This is a genomic window from Chryseobacterium sp. 2987 (assembly GCF_031456375.1).
Taxonomy (GTDB): domain Bacteria; phylum Bacteroidota; class Bacteroidia; order Flavobacteriales; family Weeksellaceae; genus Chryseobacterium; species Chryseobacterium vaccae.
In genome coordinates, this window is record NZ_JAVDUN010000002.1 from 410,857 (window position 1) to 435,389 (window position 24,533).

Genomic DNA, 24,533 nt, shown 5'->3' on the forward strand with positions numbered 1-24,533 from the left:
AGCATTATGTCAAAGAGAGACTATTACGAGGTTCTGGAGATCAGCAAATCTGCTTCAGGCGACGAAATAAAGAAAGCCTACCGAAAAATGGCTATCAAATATCACCCTGATAAAAATCCGGGCGACAAAGAAGCTGAAGAAAAATTTAAAGAAGCTGCAGAGGCTTACGAAATCCTGAGCGATGATCAGAAGCGTGCCCGATATGACCAGTTTGGTCATGCCGGAGTAGGCGGTAACGGTGGTTTCGGAGGCGGAGGCTTCGGAGGTGGCATGAATATGGAAGACATTTTCAGCCAGTTCGGAGATATTTTCGGTGGAGGTTTTGGAGGTTTCGGCGGTGGCGGCGGTGGCCGTCAGCAGGCAAGAGGTTCTAACTTAAGAATCAGAATCAAGCTGAGCCTTGAAGAGATGGTAAATGGTACTCAGAAAACCATCAAAGTTAAAAAAATGAAGATGGCTGAAGGGGCTACTTCAAAAACATGTCCTACCTGTAACGGATCCGGTGTTCAGCTTAAAGTGATGAATACCATGTTTGGACAGATGCAGACCCAGACTACCTGCGGAACCTGCCAGGGAATCGGGAAAGTAGCTGATAAAATTCCTGCCGGAGCTAATGCTCAGGGACTAATCAAAGATGAGGAGGAAGTGACCATCAATATTCCTGCGGGAGCAAGAGACGGTATCCAGCTTAATGTCAGAGGAAAAGGAAATGATGCTCCTTTCGGTGGAATTCCGGGTGATTTATTGGTGATCATTGAAGAGGAAGCTGATAAAACGATCAAAAGAGAAGGCGACAACCTTCATCAGGAATTATACATTTCATTTGCAGAAGCTGCTTTAGGAACTAAGAAAGAAGTTCCAACCGTTGGCGGAAAAGTGAAAATCACGGTTGACCCGGGAACTCAATCCGGAAAAATTCTGAGATTGGCAGGAAAAGGTCTTCCAAGCATTGACAGCTACGGAAAAGGCGATATGTTCATCCACATCAATGTATGGACCCCGCAAAAGCTTAATAAGGAACAGAAAGATTTCTTTGAAAAGCAGATGAACAGCGGAGATATGGTTGCAGAACCATCCGGAAAGGAAAAAACTTTCTTTGACAAAGTGAAAGATTTATTCAATTAAAATACAAAAGGATTCTTACGGGAATCCTTTTTTGTTTGTGGTAATTGGTTTTTAATTTAGCCTTTGATTAAAATTAAAATCCATGAAAAAAGGTATAGTCTATTTCTGCTGTCTGCTAATGCTGATTATTTCCTGTAAAAAAGAAATACAAAGCTCAGAGAACAGAAATAAAACAAAAACAAAAATATATACTCTGCCCAATGATGAGTTTCGCGAAAAAATACTGCCTAAATTAGAACATAAAAAGGATCAGACGCAACTTACGATTCTTTTAGACTCTCTTGATAAAATAAATTTAAGTTATTGTGACTTTATGAAAAGAGAATTTGAGATTGATGATTCTTGTTATACTGTTGCAAGAAAAAAATATCCTGATCCTACTATGCAAATACAATTTTCAAAATTACATGACGAAACTTTTGATATTGCACATGAAAAGTTTTTAAAACAAATCAATCTTAATAAAAAACAAACTGATTTTATTTCTGTATTTTATTTTTTCAACAAGGATGTGAAAAGCTTTTGTGGTATGTTAAATTGATAATTAAAAGAGGCCTTAGGGTCTCTTTTTTGTGCTTTGATTTTCTCAGGCTCATTAAAAACCTAACAGGTCTCGGAGACCTGTTAGGTTTAGTAAGTAAAAGATCTGATGACCTCAATAATCACAAATAATATCAATACAAAAAAGCTCAGCAGTAGATTACTGCTGAGCTTTTTATCAATTATAGTCAATTAATTATTTCTTTATGGCAAGGAAATAAATCATTTTATTCATCGTGAAAGAGACTTTTGTTAGTCTCTTTTTTTGGTTATAAACGTATCGGCGCGGCTTCTTCGAAGCCGCGCCGATATGTTTATTTAAATATCAAATTTCTATTTCTTCTTTACCAGAGAAACAACACCTTTTCCCATCGTGAAAAGTGCTACGGCAAATAATCCTCCTACAAGCCCTAGGATAATTTCTTTTAGAATAGTAAGCATTTCATTAGAAGACCAGGAAGGTAAAATATGGTGAAGAAATTCTATTCTGTGTGAGAAAATACCGCCGGCTACCATAATCAAAGCAATAGTACCAATAACTCCCAAAGCTTTAATAACAACAGGTAAGGCTTTCACCAAGAAGTGTCCAAGCATTCCGAAGAAGCCTTTGTCATTGCTCTTTTTGATTAATTTAAATCCTGCATCATCCATTCTTACAATCAAAGCAACAATTCCGTATACTCCTACTGTAGCGATAAAAGCAACCAAACTCGTCACCAAAATCTGGGTAATGAAAGGATGACTTTCTTCCAAAACCGTTCCTAAAGCAATGATGACAATTTCAACAGATAGAATAAAATCTGTGGTAATGGCCGATTTTATCTTTGCTTTTTCTATTTCTTCATCACTCTTTTCGTCTTCTACAATTTCTTCTACAACTTCGTGGCCTTTTTTATCCCGGTGAAAAAGAAATTCTATGATTTTCTCAACGCCTTCAAATGCCAGATATAATCCTCCGGCAATCAATACATAATTAATGGCAGGAGCATAAAGCCAGTTGAGAAGGAATACAACGGGAAGAATAATCAGTTTATTGATGAATGAGCCTTTGGTGATTGCCCATAACACCGGAATTTCGCGGGAAGAAAGAAAACCTGTTGCCTTTTCGGCATTTACGGCAAGGTCATCCCCTAAAATTCCTGCTGTCTTTTGTGTCGCTATTTTACTGGTAACTGCCACATCATCCATCAATGCTGCAATATCATCTAAAATTGCAAAAAAGCCTGACGCCATATTTTAATATTTTTTTAATATTTGTTAAGTTGAGCAAAAATAATTATTTAATTCTATTTTCAAACGGTTTATAAAACATTAATTTTTATGGAGCTCCACCTATTCTTTTTGATAACAATCTGAAGTGATATTTGTATATTCGTAACACACCGAAAATTATAAATCTAAAACCAGATATGAGATCTTTATTTTTATTTTTTGTGATTTTTTTATGTAATTTTTTTCATAGTCAAAATAAGCAGTTTTTTTACGAGTATCGATTTATTCCGGATTCTACTGAAAAGAAACAGATAGCCACCGAAATAATGATATTGGATATTGATAAAAAAAGATCTCTGTTTTTCGGACAGGAAATGTACAGGTCTGACTCTACCCTGCTCAGCGATTCCAAAAAAGGGATATTCTCCATGCCTCCGGATAAACCGATGATCAGTGAACAGGTCATCAAATATCCTAATTTATCTCAGATTGATTACGTAAAATTAGTTTCTTACGAAAAATATATTGTCAGCCAGGAAGTAAAGCTTCCATGGAATCTAGTATCTGAATTCAAAACAATCCTGAATCATAAAGTACAAAAAGCAACCGTACCATACGGTGGAAGGCGCTGGACGGCATGGTTCGCGAAAGATATCCCTTTTCAGGACGGACCCTATAAGTTCTATGGACTTCCGGGACTGATCCTTGAGCTGGAAGATGATACTAAAAGTCATCATTATACCCTTAAAGGAATCAAAGACAGTCAGGAAGAACTGGTTTATCCCTCTTTAAACAATTATAAAACATCAAAAATATCGTATCTTCAATTTGTAAAACTATATAAAAACTACCGGATTAATCCTGTTGCCAACCTCATAGGAAAAATCCCTGATTATCAGGATGAAAACGGCAATACAGTGAGCGGACGGCAAAAAGTAAGGGAAATAGAAAAAATCAAGCTTGACCAGATCAAAAAAGATAACAATATCATTGAAATTGATCTTCTTAAAAAATAAAGATGTTATTGAAAGATCTCCATATTAAAATCCGGTTTCTCCTGTTGGGTATTGCTCCATTGCTATTTTCTGCCCAGAAAGAACGTGATTACCTTAAATGTGACTTAAAATCTCTCAAAACAGTCTGTAAAGAAAGTGGCAAAACGATTTCTGAGATTAGTAGTGAGGGAGGGATTAAAATATACGGACGGCTGGAAGATCTGAAAAAGGAATTGTCCGAAAGATCCTTTGAAAAGTATAAAGAGAAGATCCGTTTCAGCTGTAATGAGAAAATACAATTTGATAGCATCAACAGGATCTACTACGTCCAAAACTCCGGAGATGACAGAAAATTTAATTTTATTTATTCCGGCCAATATAATCCTAAAATCAGATATAAAGGAACTGAAGATCTGAAAAAATTCAAAGATATTAATCTCAACTCCCCACAGAAATACCTTCAGCTTTATAGCAGAGAAAATGAAAATAACCGGGATTATGAAGTCTATTATTACTTTTATAATCAACAAGATCGGTTAGAATATAGTTTTCATCAGCATGGTAATGAGTTCATTGAATATACATTTATCTACCAGGATTCGTTGTATGGTCCGGAACTTACTGAAGTATATAAGAATGGTATACTTTCTGAAGAATATTCCTATTATAAAAATGAAGATACCTCCGAAAAAATAATTACGGAATATCCTGTAGATGAATCTTACCGGTTAGATAAAAAGAACAGACCCTTCTTAAAGAAATCAGCCTATGTTCCGGCTTCCGGCCCATGCAATTGCCCAGAAGGGTATATAACCAAAATTATTTACTGGGATGAGGACCGATGCAGTAATAAAATTATCCTTGAATAACCCTTTATCCCGCTTCTTTATCCCGTTTATTTTGTACTTTTAATCTATGAAAAAGCTCATTCTGAGATACCATTTTTTCGTAGTCGGATGCATCAGCTTCCTTCTTCAGTCGTGTAATACCAAATTCAGGGTCTGGGTAGGTCCCGGCGGCCAGCAGAAGATCTATAATTTAAAATACGGGGAACACAAAAGACAAAAAATGGATATTTTTCTTCCTCTTGATTATTCTCAAGACAGTCCTGTCGTGCTTATTGTACATGGCGGTGCATGGTCTATAGGAAAAAAAGAACATATGATCCAGGTGCAGAAAATGCTTTTTAAAAATCAGATTCCAAGCATCAATATGAATTACAGGCTGGTTTCCAAACGAAAAAAAATTACGTATAAACAGCAATTGGAAGACATTGGGCTGGCTATCGAAAAATTTAATTCCCTTTCAGAAAAAGCAGAACTGAACCCCAATAACTACATCTTGCTCGGAGAAAGTGCCGGCGGACATCTCGCACTTCTTTACGGATACAAACATCCCGATCAGATCAAAAAGATCATTTCCCTGAGCGGACCGACTGACTTTTACAGTCCTGAATACCTCAATTCTTTTTATTCTAAATACACCTCTCCTACTTTCCAGAAAGTAGTAGGAACGAAATTTGACAGGAAAAACCTATCTGAAGCCTTTAAAGAGGCCAGTCCTATTGCCAATATCACCCATGTTCCTACACTTCTTTTTCAGGGAAATACTGATTTTCTGGTCAACCAACATCAGGGGATTGCCATGGATTCAGTACTTACTCAGGAGAATATTCCGCACAAACTGGTCTTCATGAAAAAAACCGGGCATGTTCCGAGGCTTTTCAGCAAAAGAAAAAGAGACAGCATCATCTATCCGAATATCCTGGAATGGATAAAAAAATAACCTGCTCAAAGGCAGGTTATGTATTATATTCGTGTTGAATGATTATTCAAAGTCTTTGTTTTCGTACTTAGAAAAATCCTCTTTTTTCCCGAAAGCAAATTTAATGATTACCGGAAGTGTTGTTACAAGGACAATAACAATGATAATGTACTCCAGTTTTTCTTTCAAATTGATACCAAACTGTTCCATGAACAATTTATCAAGGTAATGCCCTGCAAAGATCAGAATGAACGACCATAGCACCCCGCCGATAATATTATCTCTAAGGAATTCTTTTTTATCCATCTTCACAATTCCTGCAACAATAGGAGTAAACGTTCTTACCACCGGCAAGAATCTTGCCATAATAATCGCCAATGCTCCGTGTTTTTCAAAGAAGTCATGTGCCTGGTAAAGGTATTTTTTCTTGAACAACATGGAATCCGGTCTCTTATATAAAGCAGGACCTGTTTTTCTTCCAAAATAATATCCTACTTCATTTCCTATCACAGCCGCGATGGCAACACCGGTAGCCAGGATTGTGGTATCCAGAAAATCGCTCCCTGTAGAACTAAAAGTCTCTTTGATGATTTCAACGGCATAAATCCCTGAAACGAAAAGCAGTGAGTCTCCCGGAAGGAAAAATCCCACAAAAAGTCCGGTTTCGGCAAAAACAATGAATAAAATAAGCCAGAACCCTCCCATTTTGATATAAAATTCGGGGTTCAGTAAATCTTTCCAGCTATTGAAGTCTTCCATAAATAACGATTAGCAACAAAAGTAAGCGTAAAAAGTCTGAAACAAAAATTAATTATAAGATTTTAACTAAAATACAGACATGATATTTTACAAGTCAAGGTCATCATCAGAAACTGCGGTACCATCGGCCATAAGGAAGGCTTTCAGGAATGGGGTAAGATTTCCGTTCATTACAGAATCCACATCTGATGTTTCGTGGCCTGAGCGTACATCTTTTACCAGTTTATACGGATGCATTACATAGTTTCTGATCTGGCTTCCCCACTCGATTTTCATTTTATTGGCTTCAATCTCGTTTCTGGCTTTCATGCGTTCTTCCAACTCCATTTCATAAAGTCTTGAACGAAGGAGCTGCATTGCTTTTTCTTTGTTCTGAAGCTGTGAACGGGATTCTGAGTTTTCAATGATAATTCCGGTTGGTGCGTGACGAAGACGTACAGCGGTTTCTACCTTGTTTACGTTCTGGCCTCCGGCTCCTGATGACCTCATTGTTTCAAATGAAATATCCGCAGGATTAATATTGATCTCGATGGTATCGTCTACCAGAGGATAAACATAGACCGATACAAAACTTGTATGACGTTTTGCATTACTGTCAAAAGGTGAAATTCTTACCAACCTGTGTACCCCGTTCTCTCCTTTCAGATACCCGAAAGCATATTCCCCGTCGATTTCCAGGGTAACGGTCTTTACTCCAGCCACATCACCTTCCTGGAAATTAAGTTCACGAATTTTGTATCCTTGTTTTTCCGCCCACATTGTGTACATTCTCATCAACATGGACGCCCAGTCACAGCTTTCAGTACCTCCGGCTCCAGCCGTGATCTGAAGAACTGCAGAAAGTTCATCTCCTTCATTGGAAAGCATATTTTTGAATTCCAGATCCTCTATCTTTTCTACCAGCTGAGGAAAAGTATCATCTAACTCTTTTTCAGAATCAGGATCTTCTTTTGCAAATTCCATAAGGACCTGCAGATCTTCAAACTGGGTTCTGATCTCTTCATAATCCTCTACCCATCTTTTTTTGGAACGGAGCTGTTTCAGAAAAGCCTCCGCTTCTTTCGGGGCATCCCAAAATTCCGGAGCAGCTGTTTTTTCATCATCATTGGCAATTTCTATCTTCTTTTTTTCAATCTGAAGATATTTATGTAAGTCTTCTATTCTCGACTGAACTTCTTTTATCTGGTCGTTGTTGATCACGAATTTTTAATTTTATACAAAAATAAGGAATTCTTTTGTCAGTTGGGAGTTCAGGTTTCAAGGTTTCTTGTTTAAAGTTCAGGGTTTAACGTTTAATGTTTCAAACGAAGGACTTTTTCAAGATCCCCATCTTCTTTTCTTTTCAAAAATGTATATTTACCTCTGACAAAATATAGATCGGTTTCAAAAATTAGAGAGATTTTTTTTATTAATCGCAAAGGAATACAAAAGATAAATAATAGCGACCGTTTTTAAGATAAACAAAGGTGCTTCCCTTACTTTTGAAATACAAGCTTGAGAGGATATTTGTAAGCTTGAGTTTTGTATGCTTTTGTTCCTTCTCAAGTTTTGCATCTGATCCCCAATATCATCTGAATGGATAAAAACTACATGAATATTTTAATTAATGAGCACCGGGCTCATTCTGAGCAATTAAAAAAGCTGATTATATCAATGAATATAAGCTCGGGCATGGATAAAAACTTTTGTGCTTATCTTGCGGAAAGGCTTCTTCATCAATTGGAGAAAGGAGCAGATTCCCCAAAAATACAAGGTATAATAGAAACTGAACTCTGTGTGGGATATGGTCTTTACAGATATGAATTCAATTCAGAAAAAATAACAGCCGATATCATGGATTGGTGGGAAAATCTATTGTTTTACTAAATCATTTCTGCCAGCAGCTCTCCGATTTTTGGAGCCAGCGCCACTCCCATTCCGGAAAATCTTACTCCACAGAACTGTCTTTCTGAAAGCTGTTTTACGACCGGACTTTTTTCTGATCCCATCGCCATAATTCCTGACCAGCGAAGCGCAATTTTAAAGTTCTGATCCGGTAAAATGACTTCTTGCAAAAAATTTTCCAGATGGTCCTGCAAAAACTCTGTAGTTTCAAAAGCTGCCGTTTCTTCTGTTTTGAAATCCTGATTTCTGCCGCCTCCCAATAATACTCTATTTCCCAGATTTCTGAAGTAATAAAAACCTTCATCGTAATGGAATGTTCCTTTTAACCTTAAATTTTCAATGGGTTCCGTCAGAATGATTTGTCCACGAGCCGGAATGATCTCTTCATTTTCCATGAATTTTGAACTGAAAGCATTGGTACAGTAAATTAGTTGGTCTGCTTTTATAGAAAGAATTTCTGAAAGCCAAGCCTCTACAGCATCTTCTTTTTCATCTACCCTTTTCACCTCTGTTCCGAATAGAAATTCAATGTTCAGATCCTGACATTTTTCCTGAAGTTTTTGCAGGAGTTTTCCTGAATGCAGACTTCCTTCACAAGGGTTTTCAATTAAAAATTCAGATTTCCCCAAACCTAATTCCTTTATCCTGTCCTGTTTCAGGGTATATGTTTTTTCAATTCCGGTTATTGGCTTCAGCTTTTCATTAACCGGATCCAGCTGCTGCAGAGGTTCATTATTATTTAAAATCTCGTACCCTCCATCCAGTTCAAAATCGATCTCATTACTTTTAAAATATTTCTGAATTTTCTGAAGTCCTTCAAACCTCATCCTGACCAATTCCAGCGTTTTTTCCCACCCCATTTTCTGTGAATCGGCAATAACCTCTGTTAAGCTCCCAAAGCAGGCAAAACCGGCATTCCTTGTTGAAGCACCTAGCGGAATCGTATTTCGTTCAATAATCAGAACTGATTTTTCAGGATATTTTTCTTTCACGGCCAAAGCAGTCCACAATCCTGAAAATCCGGATCCGATAATGATGATATTTCTCCTTCTGTAGAAAGTTTCGAGTTCCCAGATACTGTTCATGAGTAATAGGTAATGAGTGATTAGTAATAAAGAATTAGTAATCTGTTATCTAAAGCTGTAATTTTTTATCTGCTTATCCCTGTGAATCGTCATCTTCTACGTTATGATGGAATCCGATGGCTCTTCTTGGCTCTTCTACGACCTGATAGGTTTCGAGTTCTTTTTTCAAAGCCTGGATTCTGTAGCGAAATTCATCGAAATTATTAATGATCACATCAGCAAGGAATCTTGCGATCTGTTCCAGGTATTCTTCGGTCAGTTTCCCGGCAGCGTCTCTCAAAGCTGCATTCAGCAGGTTCTGGTCGATCTTAAGATTTTCATTTCTGGTTCTCTGGTAAAGGTTTTTAATTCGTTTTTTCAGGCTTTGGGTAAAGTCAATCAGCATGGTGTTGCTGAATACTTTCATTTTTGAAGAAATGTCATGCCAGAACGGAATTTTATCGGCTTTATTCTTTTTAAGAATCTTAAACAGGAGAGAATCTGCCTGCAGATCTTTTGTCATGGCGTACAGGATAATTTCTGAACGTTCGGAGGCATTGGGCGGGAAAATAGGAATCATTACATCAAATCTTCCGGGAGCCAGAATTTCTTCATCAATTTCTGCAATTGAGTTGGCTGAACCTACCATCAACAGTTCTTCTTTTTCAAACTTTCCGATGTAATGAAGGATAAGTTCCTGAGTTTCAAGATTACAGGAAGCAATGTCTGTTTCTGCCCTTCTCTGCATCATAATTTCATCAAAATCATCAAGGAAAAGCAACACTTTATCTTCTTTCATCATGGTGAGCAGGAAATCATTGAAATTGGTTTTATTTCCGTCGATAAATGAAGTTCCCAGATAATGTTTTTTGACTTCTTTAAAACGATACCCGATAATTTCCGCAATCTTGGTTGCCCAAAAGATTTTACCGCTTCCGGGAGGTCCATACAAGACAATTCCTGCGGGCTTGTTGATCCCCCAGTCTTTGATCTGCTGAGGATTCAGAAATGGTTCTAAAACCGATGAAATATAAAAGAAAAGATCCCTGTAACCGATAAAATCTCTGTGTTTCAGACTGGTTTTATGTCCGAAATAATCATAGACAAACTGATAATTTCCACCTAATTTATTATCAATGCCATAACTGGAAATTGATGAACGGAAGAAACCGTTGTCAAAAATATTGGGATTGGTCTCTTTAATGGCTTTTTCAATATCTTCTTTAGGCTGATTGATGACCTCAGCAATCTGCTCAACGGTTTTATTTTTATCCAGATCCTTCTCATAAAGCCTTAAAAAATCTATATTTTCCCGTGCAAATTTTTCAAAATCTTCTTTTACTTCAAAGTTGGTGCTGATGCAGACTCCCAATTCAAGGTCGAAATCCTGGATAAACTGTTTAATGGCTTCTGCCGATACATTCAGCTCTCTGGCAAGTTCAATTAACTTCATAATTCCCGATTAATTCTATCAAATTTAGTATTTTAATCTCGAAAATCTATTGAAAAAATTGCTAAAATTTGCTAAATATTGAATGCTGAAAATGAATACCACATTACTTTTGTTCTGGATTTTCTTGCTTTTCTGAAAGCTTATTCTGCATATCATTAATAGCATCTTCAATCACTTTCGGCTGATCCTGATTGATATAATGTCCGCTTCCAGAAGCAATAATCTGCCTGCTATCTGATGATAATTTCAGAAGATCTTTCTGCATTTTATCCCATGCACCCAGCATTTCGGTCTTTAATTTTTCATCTTTAATAAAACTGTTATACCTCGTTTTATCTCCCGCTGTAATTACATAGAGAGGAACAGATCCAAAAGTATTGATCCGGGCAGCTTCCTGTTTGATAGATTTCATCTGTTCCTGCTCTTCAAGCACAGCATAAGCACTTTTATAAAGCAGCGCAGGCATAACAGAGTTCTGATATTGATATTCCGTTTTATTGGGAAACATATTTTTAAACATAAGCCTTGCCACTCCGAAAGTATTCGCAAATTTCAGGAATCCGGCAGGCAGTCCCTGATTCACCATGGCGTAAAGTTCTGGTGACAAAAACTTATCATCCTCCGGATACTGGCTGTCTACCAGAATCACTCCGGCCACATCCTGTGGGTATTTCTTAACAAAAAAACGGGTAAGCATACCGCCAAAGGAATGACCTACGAGAATATAAGGTTTAGGTACGTTTGCCTTTTCCAGTAAAGTATGAAGTTCTTCGGCCATTTTCTCTCCTGTTTTTGGGCTCGTGCCTCTTTCACTCCATAAAATACCGGAACGGTCATAGGAAAATGTTGTATAAGTTCCGGGAAGCTGCTGCTGAATATGATACCATTGCAGATGCCCCGCAGGATCAAAAGCCGTTTCAAAAATAATAGAAGGTCCTCCTGTTCCCTTTTTAAAATAATGCATTTTATGATTGTCCACATTTGCCAGCTGGCCGTCAGGTTGTATTTTTTCCGCGTTTGAACGGGAAACTTTTTCAAAAATAAATCCTGAAATCAATAAAAGAATGATGAGAATAAGCAGACCCATTCCAAGTCTTTTCAGCCATTTGAGAATTTTCATAAGTTATATTTTTAATATTTTGTAATGATTATTTTCAGTATAGGTATTCTTTTCATAAAATAAGTTACACATCTATAAAATAATGATAATCTGATATTTATTACATCTTTATAAAGCACTTAACAATATCAGAAAGCAGAAAAATAGTTCCCATTTTGTAACAATCTGAAATTTTAACAGACCTACTACTATGTAAAACAAATATCATGGAAAAAGTTTTGTCAGTAAAGAATTTGACTAAAAAATTCAAACGAACTGTCGTAAACAATATCTCTTTTGATGTGGAAAGAGGAAATGTTTACGGCTTATTGGGTCCTAACGGAAGCGGTAAATCCACCACCTTCGGAATGCTGTTGTCTACCATTAATCCTACCAGCGGCGACTGGTACTGGTTCGGAGAGAGAGGAACCCAGCCCGACACCTTAAAAAAGATTGGAGCCATTATTGAACAGCCTAATTTCTACCCGTACCTGAATGCGGAAACCAACCTTAAGATTGTTGCAGAGATCAAAGGAACTCCTCATACAAGAATTGATGAAGTACTGAAAACCGTAGGTCTTCTGGAAAGAAAAAAGGATCCTTTCAGAACTTATTCTCTGGGAATGAAGCAGCGCCTTTCCATTGCTTCTGCCATGCTGAACAATCCGGAAGTTTTGATCCTTGACGAACCCACCAATGGTCTTGACCCGGAAGGAATTATCCAGATCCGGGAGATTATCAGCAATATTGCGAAACAAGGAATCACTATTATTATCGCCAGCCACCTTCTTGATGAAATTGAAAAGATCTGCAGTCATGTGATTGTATTGAAGGAAGGAAATTCAATCTACTGCGGAAGAGTGGATGAAATGACGGCCAACAACGGTTATTTTGAATTAAAAGCAGACAACAATACCCAATTGTTAAGTGCTTTGGAGGAACTTCAATGGTTTACTTCGGTAAAAACAGAAGGTGAAATCATCAAGGCCCAGATCCGTGAAGACGCTTCTATTTCGGCTTCTGCCCTGAACCAGAAACTGGTGGAAAAAGGAATTTTCCTTTCTCATTTAACCAAGAAAAAGTTGTCTCTTGAATCTCAATTCCTTGAACTTGTAAAAAACACCAATTACCATGCTTAAATTATTAAAACTCGAATATTATAAAAATCTGAACTACAGACCGTTCAAGATTTTCACAGCATTATATTTCGCTATTCTCACGGTGCTTCTTTTCATTGGTCTTGTGGATCTGGATGTTTTCGGAGCCACTATCAATCTGAAAGAACAGGGCATTTACAACTTTCCCGAAATATGGAATTTTACCACCTGGATTGTGGCCTTACTGAAGATCTTCCTTGGGCTTATCATTGTATTTTCAATTTCTCAGGAGTTTACCAACCGGATGTTTAAACAAAACACCATCGACGGGCTTAGCAGAAAAGAGTTTATTGGTTCAAAACTGTTGACTATTACTATTTTTACAGCTATTTCTACACTGTTGGTATTCATCATTACATTGTTTTTGGGGTATCAGTACTCTACTACCACAGAATCGGCTAAAGTTTTTGAAGAGATATTCTTTATCGGAAATTATTTTGTAAAGCTGTTTACGTTCTTCTGCTTCCTGATGTTCCTTTCGGTATTGCTTAGAAAATCAATGTTTGTATTTCTTGGTTTCTTTGTCTACTGGATTGCTGAAGGAATTCTGACCGTGATTGAAACCTTCCAGAAAGTAAGAGGACTTCAGGAACCGGAAAGACTGAAAGTGATGAAAGATGATTTTTTCATTACCCATCTTCTGCCATTGGAAAGTATGTCAAGCCTTATTCCTAATCCGATGATGCGTCTGAAAACAGCTAAAATGATGGGACTTCAATATGAATTCACCTATCCTGTTGAAAGCCTTATCGCCTGCATCGTATGGTCTGGTATTTTCATTTTCGGGTCTTACTGGATTCTGAGAAAAAGAGATTGGTAAATTTTCAGAAATATAAAAAATCAAAAGTGGTCCATTGGATCACTTTTTTGTTTCTATGGGATCGATCTGAAAATGTTAAAAACAGTCTCAATGTATACAGCTGACAGTTTTTTTATTATTTTTATCAAAAATGACAGGAATGAGAAAAATATATTATTTCCCTGGTCTGATAAGTGCTGTAGTAATCCCAATACTGTTCTTGTATTACATTTCTCCGCATATTGACAGGACTGTTTACAGTGTGATTGATATTGGACTGCCCTCAAAGAATGCTCCTACCGGTCCTTATGACCAGTCATCTTTTGAACCTTTAAGAAACTGGGATTATCAACAGATGTCCATCGATCCAAATGAAGCCGAAAAAAACTCAGAACTCCATGTTTCACAGCTTAAAAAGCTCAGAACAGATAATAAAAAGAACTCCGGGATTGAGTTTGTTCTTTCAGACCGGAATACTTATGGAGATTTTGTTTCTGTTCTTAATGACCTGCATAAAGCCAGAATGGATAGCTATGCGGTAGATGCAGGAAAAACCGGTCATATTTTTGCCCTGCATGAATATATTTCTCCTGTAATAAGCGAGGAAAAAGAAGATTATATCCTTTGCGGTACCTTCTAAACATTTGAAGGTAATTCTCAGAAAAATATCTGGAACTATATCAATGATTTTACTTCTCCCCAACAGTATGTTCTATTTACTGAAAATTTGGTAAAGCTTCCTCAGAAAGGTCTTTTATTTGTTTTTGGATTTCTAATCCTGTTACATATTTCAATGTTGAGCATCAGGGAACGGTTTCAGATACAATATTAAAAAAAGTCTGTAAGATTTTCCTGAACATTTTATATACATTTGTCTTCCTGATAAAATATCTACAAAGACCATGAACAGAATCGACAGGCTTATCTCTGTACTGACTACCCTTCAGTCTAAAAAGTTTGTGACTGCGGATTATATTGCTGATAAATATGAGATCAGTGTCAGAACGGTATACAGAGATATTAAAGCACTTGGAGAAATCGGAGTTCCCATTGACTATGAACCGCAGAAAGGCTACACCGTTCTACAGGGATTTTTTCTTCCCCCTGTTCTGTTAACCAGTGATGAAGCCAATGCCCTGATTATGATCGCCAAGCTTTCAGAACGCTACACAGACAAAACCATTCATAAAAATGTTTCCAATGCTATTGACAAGATAAAATCGGTACTGCAGCACAGGGAAAAAGAAAAGGCGGATCTTCTCCAGGAAAAAATCGGTATTTATGTTTCTCCGGAAACAGACCGCAACCGGGATCATCTGACCATCATTCAAAATGCGATTGTCGATAAGCAGATCCTGAAAATAAGCTACGTCAACAATCAAAATGAAGCCAGTGAAAGGGAAATAGAACCGATTGGTATGAGTTTTTATACCAATCAATGGCATCTTATCGGCTGGTGTTGGATCTGTAAGGAATACCGGGATTTTAAAGTACTACAGATCCGGGATCTGAAAAATATAGGTCAGCCTTTCAGAAAAGAAGATCATTTTACTCTTCAGGAGTATATTAATTCTTTGACGTAATTTTTTTAAAACAGACTGACATAGGGTTGTCATTCTCCCCTTTTACCTTTGCCGGAAAATACGAGAAAACATGAATCAAACCTACAAAAACTGTCAGAGCTGCGGGATTCCTCTGAAAAAATCGCCTAACGGAGGAGGAACGGATAAAGATGGAAGCATCAGCAAAATATACTGCGGCTACTGCTATGAAAACGGACAGTTTAAACAACCCGATATTACCGCTCAGGAAATGCAGCATTTCGTAAAACTGAAAATGAAAGAAATGGGATTCCCCAGATTCCTAGCAGGCCTGTTTTCAAAAGGAATTCCTAAATTAGAACGCTGGAAAAAACAAAACTGAAAAATACAATGACAATCGAAGAACTTTTTAAAGACAAGGCCATAAAAGCCAAAGAAAAAACAGATATCATCAGTAAATGGATACTGGACGGATCACTTCCAACCGATGAACTGATCGCCTTTGCCGAAAAAGCTAAAGATCCGCTAAAAGGCACCTGCGTTGAAGCACTGGAATATGCCACCAAACAGAAACCCGACATTGCAGATGAAACAGTCCTGACGTTTGTAACCTCTACCCTGCCAGAAAAAGCACCCCGGATAAAATGGGAAAGCGCTAAAGTAATCGGGAATATTGCTCATCTTTTTCAGGACCATCTGGAGAAGCCAATCAGCGGACTGCTTGCCAATACTGATCACGAAGGAACTGTGGTACGATGGAGTGCCGCATTTGCTCTGGGAGAAATCCTTAAGCTAAAAACAAAATATAATTCAGATCTTCTTCCAACCCTTGAAAGTATCTCTGAGAAGGAAGAAAAGAACAGCATTAAGAAAATCTATCTGGATGCTATCAAAAAGACCACAAAATAAATACTTTTTGTGGGGATATAACTATAAACGTTATAGGTTTTGGAAACCTATAACGTTTTAATTATAATGCAAACATCTGCTGATTTGCGAGAGAATTTTTCACATTCTCATATCGGGCAGATAACGCAGATCTTTTTCTGGGTATTCTGTGGGAAATCTTTTTAGTAAATAAAAATTATTTGCTGAAAATATCGGATTTTCTTGCGCCTAAAAACAGCAAAATAATCAAAAAAACTTTTGCCGTTGTGTTTTCCGACTATAAAAATTATAAAGTGATTTCCTTTTCTATTCCTATTTCCTCCAGAAAGATTTCATCATGAGAAATCACAATAAGAGTTCCGTGATAGTCTTTAACAGATTCCGTTAAAATTTCAACGTTCTGCAGATCCAGATTATTGGTTGGTTCATCCAGAATAATCATGTCAGGAGTTGTATTACTGACTGAAAGCCCGCAAAGGAGGAGTCTCAGGCGCTCTCCACCACTTAATGCGCCACATTTCTTATCCCAGGTTTCTTTTCTGAACAGGAATCTTGACAATATTGTTTTTACCTCAGATTCCGGGAGAGCCCCCTCATTGAACTGCTGGACAAAGTCTTCGACGGAAATCTCTTTATTGATCATTGAATATTCCTGATCGATATAAAGAGTAGTAAAATCTGACCTTATTATTTTCCCTGTCGTGGGCTGTAGATTTTCCATCAGAAGCTTTATTAAAGTCGTTTTTCCTGATCCGTTCGAGCCTTTTACTGAAATCCGGTCTCCACTGAGGATTTCAAGATTGAGACTCTCTTTCCATAGATTTTCAGAAGTATACTGATAATTAATCTCCTCTGCTGTAATCAGAATTTTACCGGAATGCAGGTTTGAATCATTGAAAATAACCTTCATCTGATCCGCATTCTTTACAGAGGTACGGAGGTTTCTGAGGTCTCCGGAAATACCGCTGATCTTTTCTGCATGGATGTTTTTCAGCTTAGATGTATTTTTTTCGGCATTATTCCGCAAGGTATTCATCATAATTCTGGCTACTCCTGATTTTTCCTGTTTCTGTTTTCCCCTTGCATCCAGCTTTTGCTTACGTTCCAATGTTTCACGTTCTTTTTCTTTTGCCTTTTTCAGGGCGCGTTCTTTTGCATGTATATCATTCTGAAGGGCTTCCTGCTCTATAGCTTTTTGTTCTGCATAGAAATCATAATTGCCGCCATAAGTATCAATTCCCTGGCTGCTGAGTTCAAATATTGTATCGGCAAGATTAAGCAAAGCACGGTCATGACTTACCATCACAACAGCTGCATCTGTTTTTTCGATAAGATCATACAGGAGTTTTCTGCCTTTCAGATCCATATGGTTGGTAGGTTCATCCATTAAAATAATCTCGGGCTGGTTAATCTGGATTCCCGCAAGGAAAACTTTTGTTTTCTCACCTCCGCTCAGGTTTTCAAGCTTCTGGTTCAGTTTCAGGTTTTCAAGTCCCCAATAGTACAAAGCATTTTGGCTGCGTTCTTCAATGTCCCAGTCATCATTTAAGGTTTCAAAATATTCTTCATCTATTTCGCCTTCTGTAATTTTCTGAAGAGCGTCCAGTTTTTTGTCAATTTTAAGGCACTCTGCCACGGTTTTATTATTAAAATCCCCGAACATCTGCGGGACATAATACAGATCACCCTTGATCGTTATGCTGCCTTCCAATGGCTGAATTTCTCCTGCCATAATTTTAAGCAGGGTTGATTTTCCCATGCCGTTACTTCCGGTTAAAGCCGATTTTGTATGGGGTTGTATGGTTAAACTGATATGATTAAAAAGGAAATCCCCTCCCGGGAACCCGTAGGATATGTAGTGAAGCAAAATCATAATTTCTTTCTTATGGAATGGTTAAAGATGGGCAGCTGTTCTGCTACCGTTAATAAAAGTCTGAAAGAAATTGAATCCTACATGTCCGTATTTTGGGTTTTGAAAGTACAAATATACTACAAATCATTTAATCTCAGTTTTTTTGATGTCCTGTTCTGTATTTCTTTTGGGCCAAACTCATTCAGAAACAGCTTTATGAAAATGGAAGCAGTATAGATTTCTGCATTCTGCCAAAAATCCGTAACTTTGCCACCTACTAAAATTTTTTATGGAAAGCATTAAAGTTCACGACAAAACTTTCGTTCCTTATCTGAAGGACGCCGAAATTCAGGAAATTGTAAAAGAAACAGCTTTAAAGATTTATGAAGACTACAAGGACGAGGTTCCTGTTTTCATCGGTGTTTTGAACGGAGTGATCATGTTCTTCTCAGACCTTTTAAAATATTATCCGGGCGAATGCGAAATTGCGTTCATCCAAATGAGTTCTTATGTGGGAACTGAATCTACGGGAATCGTTTACCAGAAAATGGAGCTTACCAAAGACGTAAGAGACCGTCACATCATTCTTGTGGAAGACATTGTAGATACCGGGAATACAGTGGAAAGTCTTTTTAAATATTTCACAGAAACACAACGTCCGAAATCTGTAAAACTGGCTTCTTTTTTATTAAAGCCTGAGGTGTACAAGAAAGATTTCAAACTGGATTATATTGGAAAAGAGATTCCTAATAAATTTGTTCTGGGCTACGGACTTGATTATGATGAACTGGGAAGAAACCTTTCTAATCTGTATCAGCTGGAAGAGGGACAGATCAACCATTAATCACTGCTACTAGCTATCGGCTATTAGCCTTTAGCTTTAAAACTTAATCGAAATAAAAGTAAAATATTAACTAAAAAAGCTAAAGGCCGAAAGGTATATTACTAAGGCCAAAAGCGCATCAAAATTATGATAAACATAGTTCTGTTCGGCCCTCCAGGAAGTGGAAAAGGAACACAAGCCCAAAATCTGATCGAAAAATTCAATTTAAAACAGATTTCAACCGGCGACCTTTTCAGGTATAACATGAAAAATGATACTGAACTTGGGAAACTGGCAAAGTCTTACATTGACAAGGGAGAATTGGTTCCGGATCAGGTGACAACAGATATGCTGGTTGACGAGATCAGAAAGCCGACTGATACCAACGGATTTATTTTTGACGGTTATCCGAGAACTACTGCACAGACAGAGGCTCTGGAAAGAATTGTTAAAGAAGAACTGAATGATAAGATCGACATCTGTCTTTCATTGGTGGTAGAAGATAAGATCCTGGTGGAAAGAATTCTGAAAAGAGGAGAAACCAGTAAAAGATCTGATGACAGCAACATGGAGATCATCGAAAACAGAATCAAAGAATATTATGCTAAAACAGCAGAAGTAGCCGAACTATACAAGCAGCAGGGAAAATATGTTGAGGTAAACGGTGTAGGTGAAATTGATGAGATTTCCCAAAAGCTTTTCGCTGAAGTAGAAAAAATAAAATAGTTAAAAGTTATGAGTAATGAGTTTAAGTTTTTACAATTCATAGCTCATAATTCATAACTCATAACTCCTAATTATAAGAAATGTCAAATTTTGTAGATTACGTAAAAATCCATTGTAAGAGTGGACACGGGGGCGCGGGTTCTGCCCATCTCCGCCGTGAAAAATATATTCCTAAAGGAGGCCCTGATGGAGGAGACGGTGGCCGTGGAGGACACATCATCATGAGGGGAAATGCCAATGAATGGACTCTTCTTCCTCTTCGTTATACCCGTCACGTAAAAGCCGACCGAGGTGTAAACGGAGGAAAAAGCCAGCTTACGGGAGCAGACGGAGATGATATTTATATTGATGTTCCCATTGGTACAATTGCCAAAAATGAAGATGGAGAAATCATTGGTGAAATTCTGGACGACAAGCAGGAAATCATCCTGATGCGTGGTGGAAAAGGAGGTTTAGGAAACGAACATTTCAAGTCTTCTACCAATCAAACGCCAAGATATGCACAACCCGGACTTCCCGGAGAAGAAGGCTATATTGTCTTTGAGCTTAAAATTCTTGCTGATGTAGGTCTTGTAGGTTTCCCCAATGCAGGAAAATCTACACTTTTAGCTTCAGTTTCCGCAGCAAAGCCTAAGATTGCCAATTATGCGTTTACCACGCTTACTCCTAATCTTGGGATTGTAGACTACAGAAATTACAAATCATTTGTAATGGCTGATATTCCGGGGATTATTGAAGGTGCCGCAGAAGGAAAAGGACTGGGACACAGATTCTTAAGACATATTGAAAGAAACTCGATCCTGCTATTCTTAATTCCTGCTGATTCTGAGGATCACTTCCAGGAGTTTAAAATTCTGGAAAATGAGCTGAAGGAATATAATCCTGAACTTCTGGATAAGGATTTCATTGTTTCTATTTCAAAATCTGATCTTCTGGATGATGAGCTGAAAAAAGAAATTTCCGCAGAATTCCCAGAGAACAGACAACCGCTATTCTTTTCAGGGGTTACAGGTGAAGGCCTTGTAGAACTGAAGGATGCAATCTGGAAAAAACTGCACGGATAGAACATTTACATTAAAACTCATCAGCTTTGGCTGAAGCTGCATAAAATAACAACCCCGGAAACCATTCCGGGGTTATTTTTATTTTATATGAAAGACAAATGCCATTTTTTTGGAACAGTTATTGAGTAAGTTTCATAAAATAAAACGATGAGATACATACTGGCATTATGTGCATTTATATTCCTGTTTTCATGCAACACTCAAAAAAGCAACCCTCAGTATTCCAAAATTGAATATGAAGCAACTCCCTGTTTCGGATTCTGCCCTGTTTTCAAAATAACGGTCAATTCGGACAGGACAGCAATTTTTGAAGCAGAACATTTTAATTTCAGTAATAAACCTTCAAAGGATGAATTCTCAAAACCCAGAGAAGGAACTTTTAAGGGAACCATCAGACAAGAGGATTATAATAAATTAGTCGGTCTACTGAATGATCTGAATGTAAAAAATTTAAATGACAAATACGGGGAAAGAAATATTACTGATCTCCCGACGTCTTATCTAAGGATAAATTTTACAGACGGAACATCAAAAAATGTTGAAGATTACGGAAAACGAGGGAGTGAAAAGCTTTCGGAAGTTTACCGTTTTTTTGAGGATCTTAGAAAGAATCAACAATGGACTAAGATAGAATAGCTTCGTTTAAAAATATTTTAATAGTAATTATATATCAATGGCTGCCCGGAAATGGACAGCCATTATTCATTTATTTACTTCAGGTATTATTTTTTAATAAACTGTTTGGAAACGGTGTCCTTTTCAGTTATAATTCTGATAAGATAGGAACCTGCAGGAAGGTTTTTCACATTAACCTTATCGTTATTTACAGGGACATTGATCTTTTTCCCGGATTTATCATAAACCTCAACTTCATTAATTTTAGCCTGGGTCTTAATATTTAAAATATCGGATGCAGGGTTAGGGTAAATAGTAACTGAAGTATCTTTCACCTCTATTCCTGTTTTTGAAGCGTTCTTTTTCCTTAAATCCAGAAACATGCTTTTCTTTTCGGACTTATTTTTCCTTTCAGCTGCTCCACACGGAGTTTCACATCCTTCAATCGTTCCCAGATAACGGGCTCCTGACTGAATATCAACTCCGGGAAGAAGGGTTATATTATTCCCCGCCTTCATCGTGATGTTATTTCCGGCATCAATTTTATAATTATCTTTTGCCGTAATGGTATTGGCCACCTGATACGTGTGATTCATATTCTGTTCAGGATTCTGCAGAATTTTATCCGGAATACAATGGGCTCCGGTACTCGCAGACAATGAGGGAACAAGTTGGGGAAATGATCTTCCAACGCCGGGATGCAGATAAATGTTGTATAAATCCAGCGTTGCTCCGCCATATACATCCGGATTAAGTATTTTTGATGCTGAATAGTTATACCCGTACTGAATGTAGATATCTCCGTCTTTATTTCTCTGCATTCCCTCTACCGCCGTGTAAGGAATAGAAGTATGATTAATGGGATATACACTGCTATATACGATATTATTATTTGTAGAAGCCTCCAGATTGATGGCATAAAGCGCCCCGACTCCAGGTTCATATCCGCCCATATATAAAATAGATGAGGTACTATTAAACTCTGTTAAAAAAGGGTTTAAGGTGGCTATTACAAGCTCATAATCGTTGGTAATCTTTCCTGTACTGTCATCAAAGGAATATACCCTGCTTTCATTATAAGAATTGTTACCTACGGATGTAAAGCTCAGATAATTTGAAAACGCGCTGCAGTTACTTAATCTGGGTGATGCTTTAAGGTAGGAATGATGGGTAAAGAAAGACGGGTTAATATTTCCGATATTCAGATTGCTTATAACCGGACTGTTATTAACGAGTCCTGTACTATCCAGAAGATAGCTGTACAGGGTTCTGTCTTCTGTAAATAACACCCAGAAGGCATTTCCATTGGCATGAGGTACAATGGTGGCACCTTTAGAAGATGTAAACTCTCCGGAATCATTTAGAATCGGGACTGTTTTAAAATTAGGTAAAACACTTCCCAAAGGCAAACCATTTTGCCCAATACTTCCCTGGGAAATATCAACTACAGAATAACGGATTACATTTCCTATTCCGGAAACTGGTGTTCCGCTTCCAAAAATATAATACAGATTAGGATTAGCAGGATGCTTTACAATACAAATCTGCCATGAAGAGTATTGATTCAGATTATCTCCATTGTCCATCAGCTGATGCTCACGGTTCCAGACGTTGTCTCCATCCGTATAAAAAAGCAGTTTTCCGCTGCTGTCACTTACAGAAGCTGTGGCTGCCCCGGCTACAAACATCTGGCTGTCATGAAGAGCTATGGGAGTAGTTCCAGAGAAATTAATTCCTGCAAACCCTCCGAAATACCAGTTGTCATTTTCCCCTTGTGAAAAAAGCATCAGAGGAATGGTCATTAATAATGTTATATAAATCTTTTTCATACTATATAACCTTTATTTAATTTTCTTTTCCAGAGCCTGAATACGCTTTTCCTGTTCCAGAGTGTAAAGGGTAAGCTCTTCTACTTTCTTAAGAAGCAGGATGTTCATCTCTTTCAGTTCAATTCCGTTTTTAATAGCTTCTTCAGTAGTAGGAACTTCCGGAAGATGCCCATTTATGCTGATAAAATGATCCAGCTCTTTCAGTGGCATTAGTTTGTAATCTTTGGCGAAAACATAATCTGCCCAGCCGTTACTGGCTGAAATATCTACTTTTACCCTTTCTGTTCTAATCCCGTCTTTTACAAAAAGTTTATACTTTGCCCCGTCTGTTGAAATACCATCTGCTGGTAATTGAGTACTAAACTGCCCGATACCGATCGTTCCATTATTTCCTACAATCCAGTTTCCGATATTTAATTCGTTTTCAGGAGAGGTTGCATTGTATGTCGTAATAAAATTCCCTATAATAATATTATTGCTTCCTGAAGTAATCAATCGTGCATTAGCATGGCCTATATTGATGTTATATGATCCTTTTGCGAGACTTCTGAAGGATTCTCCTCCAATGATTGTATTATAATTTCCGCTGTTGATATACCTTAATGCGCTTGTTCCTACAGCTACGTTGAAATCTCCTATAAGGCTTCCTGATCCTATTGCGCTGTTTCCTACTCCAATATTCCCTAATCCTTGTTTAAAGTACTCCAATGCATTCATTCCCAAAGCGGTATTATAATTTCCGGAATCTGTGTGTCTCATAGAGTTAAATCCTACGGCTACATTGCACAACCCATTGCTGAAAGATGACAGGGCATTATTTCCAAAAGCGGTATTTCCTCCTCCACCTGTAACCTGGGTAAGAGTTCCCATTCCGAAAGCTACGTTATTAGTAGTGGTGGTATTATCTGTTCCCCCTCCAAAGAATAAGTTTTTATCCCATACCATCCCCGGAGTTCCTATATTGTAAAAAATAAATCTTCCTTCCGGAGTGATTCTCATTTTTTCGGCATTATTGGTCGTAAAAACCAACGACTGGTTATCCGTTGTTCCGATAAAATTATTGTTGGGAGTAGTTCCTGCGTTTCCTGTAAGATTCCAGGCTTGTGCACTAGTTTGGATACCTGCAATAGCTGCAAGCACAATGATTGTTTTTTTCATGGTTATTTTTGTATTAAAAGTTTTCTCAAAAATAATCTCTTTACTAGTATAAAATATTACGTAATTCCCATTAATAGTTACAGATTTACTATACAACAGTATTCCCACTCATTTTATCAAAAAAACAAATACTTTTAAAGCTGGTCTTGTTTTTTGTATATGCTCCTGCAACATCATAGGCAGTAA

General features: G+C 37.5%; 25 protein-coding genes. 16 read left to right on the forward strand and 9 right to left on the reverse strand.

Annotation, left to right across the window (positions count from 1 at the left end; translation table 11 throughout):
• The first annotated feature begins 6 nt into the window (after positions 1-6).
• Both dnaJ and J2Y40_RS06840 read left to right on the forward strand, forming a co-directional pair.
• A complete protein-coding gene (gene dnaJ, locus J2Y40_RS06835) occupies positions 7-1,125 on the forward strand; it encodes a molecular chaperone DnaJ (protein ID WP_153399368.1) in 1,119 nt (372 codons plus the stop codon).
• 82 nt (positions 1,126-1,207) lie between these two features.
• Complete coding sequence (locus J2Y40_RS06840; protein ID WP_309997979.1) at positions 1,208-1,666, forward strand: hypothetical protein; 459 nt, start codon at positions 1,208-1,210, stop codon at positions 1,664-1,666.
• A 332-nt stretch (positions 1,667-1,998) separates the two neighbouring features.
• Here the strand turns inward: J2Y40_RS06840 and J2Y40_RS06845 are convergent, their stop codons facing one another.
• Positions 1,999-2,898: a DUF808 family protein gene (locus tag J2Y40_RS06845; RefSeq protein ID WP_309997982.1), complete on the reverse strand. Its 900-nt coding sequence runs from the start codon at positions 2,896-2,898 to the stop codon at positions 1,999-2,001.
• A 176-nt stretch (positions 2,899-3,074) separates the two neighbouring features.
• Here J2Y40_RS06845 and J2Y40_RS06850 point away from each other — a divergent pair, with 176 nt between their 5' ends.
• From J2Y40_RS06850 to J2Y40_RS06860, 3 genes are read left to right on the forward strand one after another with little or no spacing between them, the layout of a single operon-like run.
• Positions 3,075-3,893 (forward strand): GLPGLI family protein, encoded by an 819-nt coding sequence (locus tag J2Y40_RS06850; RefSeq protein WP_309997984.1) that lies wholly within the window; start codon positions 3,075-3,077, stop codon positions 3,891-3,893.
• A 2-nt stretch (positions 3,894-3,895) separates the two neighbouring features.
• Positions 3,896-4,741: a hypothetical protein gene (locus J2Y40_RS06855; protein ID WP_309997986.1), complete on the forward strand. Its 846-nt coding sequence runs from the start codon at positions 3,896-3,898 to the stop codon at positions 4,739-4,741.
• 46 nt (positions 4,742-4,787) lie between these two features.
• Positions 4,788-5,657: an alpha/beta hydrolase gene (locus tag J2Y40_RS06860; protein WP_309997988.1), complete on the forward strand. Its 870-nt coding sequence runs from the start codon at positions 4,788-4,790 to the stop codon at positions 5,655-5,657.
• 42 nt (positions 5,658-5,699) lie between these two features.
• On the opposite strand, the gene J2Y40_RS06865 is transcribed toward J2Y40_RS06860, so the two are convergent.
• Complete coding sequence (locus J2Y40_RS06865; protein ID WP_309997990.1) at positions 5,700-6,395, reverse strand: VTT domain-containing protein; 696 nt, start codon at positions 6,393-6,395, stop codon at positions 5,700-5,702.
• An 87-nt stretch (positions 6,396-6,482) separates the two neighbouring features.
• A complete protein-coding gene (gene prfB, locus J2Y40_RS06870) occupies positions 6,483-7,595 on the reverse strand; it encodes a peptide chain release factor 2 (RefSeq protein ID WP_153399355.1) in 1,113 nt (370 codons plus the stop codon).
• 390 nt (positions 7,596-7,985) lie between these two features.
• Between prfB and J2Y40_RS06875 the strand changes: the two genes are divergently transcribed.
• A complete protein-coding gene (locus J2Y40_RS06875) occupies positions 7,986-8,261 on the forward strand; it encodes a hypothetical protein (protein WP_153399353.1) in 276 nt (91 codons plus the stop codon).
• Here J2Y40_RS06875 and J2Y40_RS06880 read toward each other — a convergent pair.
• The 3 genes from J2Y40_RS06880 to J2Y40_RS06890 all read right to left on the reverse strand — a co-directional run bounded on the left by J2Y40_RS06880 (position 8,258) and on the right by J2Y40_RS06890 (position 11,916).
• Positions 8,258-9,364, reverse strand: a complete 1,107-nt coding sequence (locus J2Y40_RS06880; protein WP_153399351.1) for an FAD-binding oxidoreductase — start codon at positions 9,362-9,364, stop codon at positions 8,258-8,260. The two genes, J2Y40_RS06875 and J2Y40_RS06880, sit on opposite strands and share 4 nt — an antisense overlap.
• Before the next feature lie 73 nt (positions 9,365-9,437).
• Positions 9,438-10,796: an ATP-binding protein gene (locus J2Y40_RS06885; protein ID WP_309997994.1), complete on the reverse strand. Its 1,359-nt coding sequence runs from the start codon at positions 10,794-10,796 to the stop codon at positions 9,438-9,440.
• A gap of 103 nt (positions 10,797-10,899) precedes the next feature.
• Positions 10,900-11,916: an alpha/beta fold hydrolase gene (locus tag J2Y40_RS06890; RefSeq protein ID WP_153399347.1), complete on the reverse strand. Its 1,017-nt coding sequence runs from the start codon at positions 11,914-11,916 to the stop codon at positions 10,900-10,902.
• 206 nt (positions 11,917-12,122) lie between these two features.
• On the opposite strand from J2Y40_RS06890, the gene J2Y40_RS06895 reads away from it, so the two are divergent.
• The 6 genes from J2Y40_RS06895 to J2Y40_RS06920 all read left to right on the forward strand — a co-directional run bounded on the left by J2Y40_RS06895 (position 12,123) and on the right by J2Y40_RS06920 (position 16,301).
• Positions 12,123-13,034, forward strand: a complete 912-nt coding sequence (locus J2Y40_RS06895) for an ABC transporter ATP-binding protein (protein ID WP_153399345.1) — start codon at positions 12,123-12,125, stop codon at positions 13,032-13,034.
• Positions 13,027-13,872, forward strand: a complete 846-nt coding sequence (locus J2Y40_RS06900) for an ABC transporter permease (RefSeq protein ID WP_153399343.1) — start codon at positions 13,027-13,029, stop codon at positions 13,870-13,872. Before J2Y40_RS06895 ends, J2Y40_RS06900 begins: the two co-directional genes overlap by 8 nt.
• Before the next feature lie 139 nt (positions 13,873-14,011).
• The gene (locus J2Y40_RS06905) at positions 14,012-14,491 is read left to right on the forward strand and encodes a hypothetical protein (protein ID WP_309997998.1); all 480 of its coding nucleotides are present in this window, start codon (positions 14,012-14,014) and stop codon (positions 14,489-14,491) included.
• 262 nt (positions 14,492-14,753) lie between these two features.
• On the forward strand, positions 14,754-15,434 hold the full coding sequence (locus J2Y40_RS06910) for a YafY family protein (protein WP_309998000.1): 681 nt from the start codon (positions 14,754-14,756) through the stop codon (positions 15,432-15,434).
• Between the two features lie 70 nt (positions 15,435-15,504).
• Entirely contained in the window at positions 15,505-15,774 is a 270-nt protein-coding gene (locus tag J2Y40_RS06915) for a zinc ribbon domain-containing protein (protein ID WP_153399337.1), read from the forward strand.
• Between the two features lie 8 nt (positions 15,775-15,782).
• The gene (locus tag J2Y40_RS06920; protein ID WP_153399335.1) at positions 15,783-16,301 is read left to right on the forward strand and encodes a hypothetical protein; all 519 of its coding nucleotides are present in this window, start codon (positions 15,783-15,785) and stop codon (positions 16,299-16,301) included.
• A gap of 265 nt (positions 16,302-16,566) precedes the next feature.
• Here J2Y40_RS06920 and J2Y40_RS06925 read toward each other — a convergent pair whose 3' ends face one another.
• Positions 16,567-18,153, reverse strand: coding sequence for an ABC-F family ATP-binding cassette domain-containing protein (locus tag J2Y40_RS06925; protein WP_309998004.1), 1,587 nt, complete (start codon positions 18,151-18,153; stop codon positions 16,567-16,569).
• 268 nt (positions 18,154-18,421) lie between these two features.
• Between J2Y40_RS06925 and J2Y40_RS06930 the strand changes: the two genes are divergently transcribed.
• The 4 genes from J2Y40_RS06930 to J2Y40_RS06945 all read left to right on the forward strand — a co-directional run bounded on the left by J2Y40_RS06930 (position 18,422) and on the right by J2Y40_RS06945 (position 21,381).
• Positions 18,422-18,976 carry a phosphoribosyltransferase gene (locus J2Y40_RS06930; RefSeq protein ID WP_153399331.1) on the forward strand — a complete coding sequence of 185 codons (555 nt, stop codon included), beginning with the start codon at positions 18,422-18,424 and terminating at the stop codon, positions 18,974-18,976.
• Between the two features lie 126 nt (positions 18,977-19,102).
• Positions 19,103-19,681, forward strand: coding sequence for an adenylate kinase (locus J2Y40_RS06935; protein ID WP_153399329.1), 579 nt, complete (start codon positions 19,103-19,105; stop codon positions 19,679-19,681).
• A gap of 80 nt (positions 19,682-19,761) precedes the next feature.
• Positions 19,762-20,745, forward strand: coding sequence for a GTPase ObgE (obgE, locus tag J2Y40_RS06940; protein ID WP_153399327.1), 984 nt, complete (start codon positions 19,762-19,764; stop codon positions 20,743-20,745).
• Positions 20,746-20,892: 147 nt separating this feature from the next.
• Positions 20,893-21,381 (forward strand): DUF6438 domain-containing protein, encoded by a 489-nt coding sequence (locus tag J2Y40_RS06945; RefSeq protein WP_309998008.1) that lies wholly within the window; start codon positions 20,893-20,895, stop codon positions 21,379-21,381.
• Between the two features lie 86 nt (positions 21,382-21,467).
• Here the strand turns inward: J2Y40_RS06945 and J2Y40_RS06950 are convergent, their stop codons facing one another.
• Positions 21,468-23,189: a T9SS type A sorting domain-containing protein gene (locus tag J2Y40_RS06950; RefSeq protein ID WP_309998010.1), complete on the reverse strand. Its 1,722-nt coding sequence runs from the start codon at positions 23,187-23,189 to the stop codon at positions 21,468-21,470.
• Positions 23,190-23,201: 12 nt separating this feature from the next.
• The gene (locus J2Y40_RS06955; RefSeq protein WP_309998012.1) at positions 23,202-24,347 is read right to left on the reverse strand and encodes a hypothetical protein; all 1,146 of its coding nucleotides are present in this window, start codon (positions 24,345-24,347) and stop codon (positions 23,202-23,204) included.
• Positions 24,348-24,533: the final 186 nt, after the last annotated feature.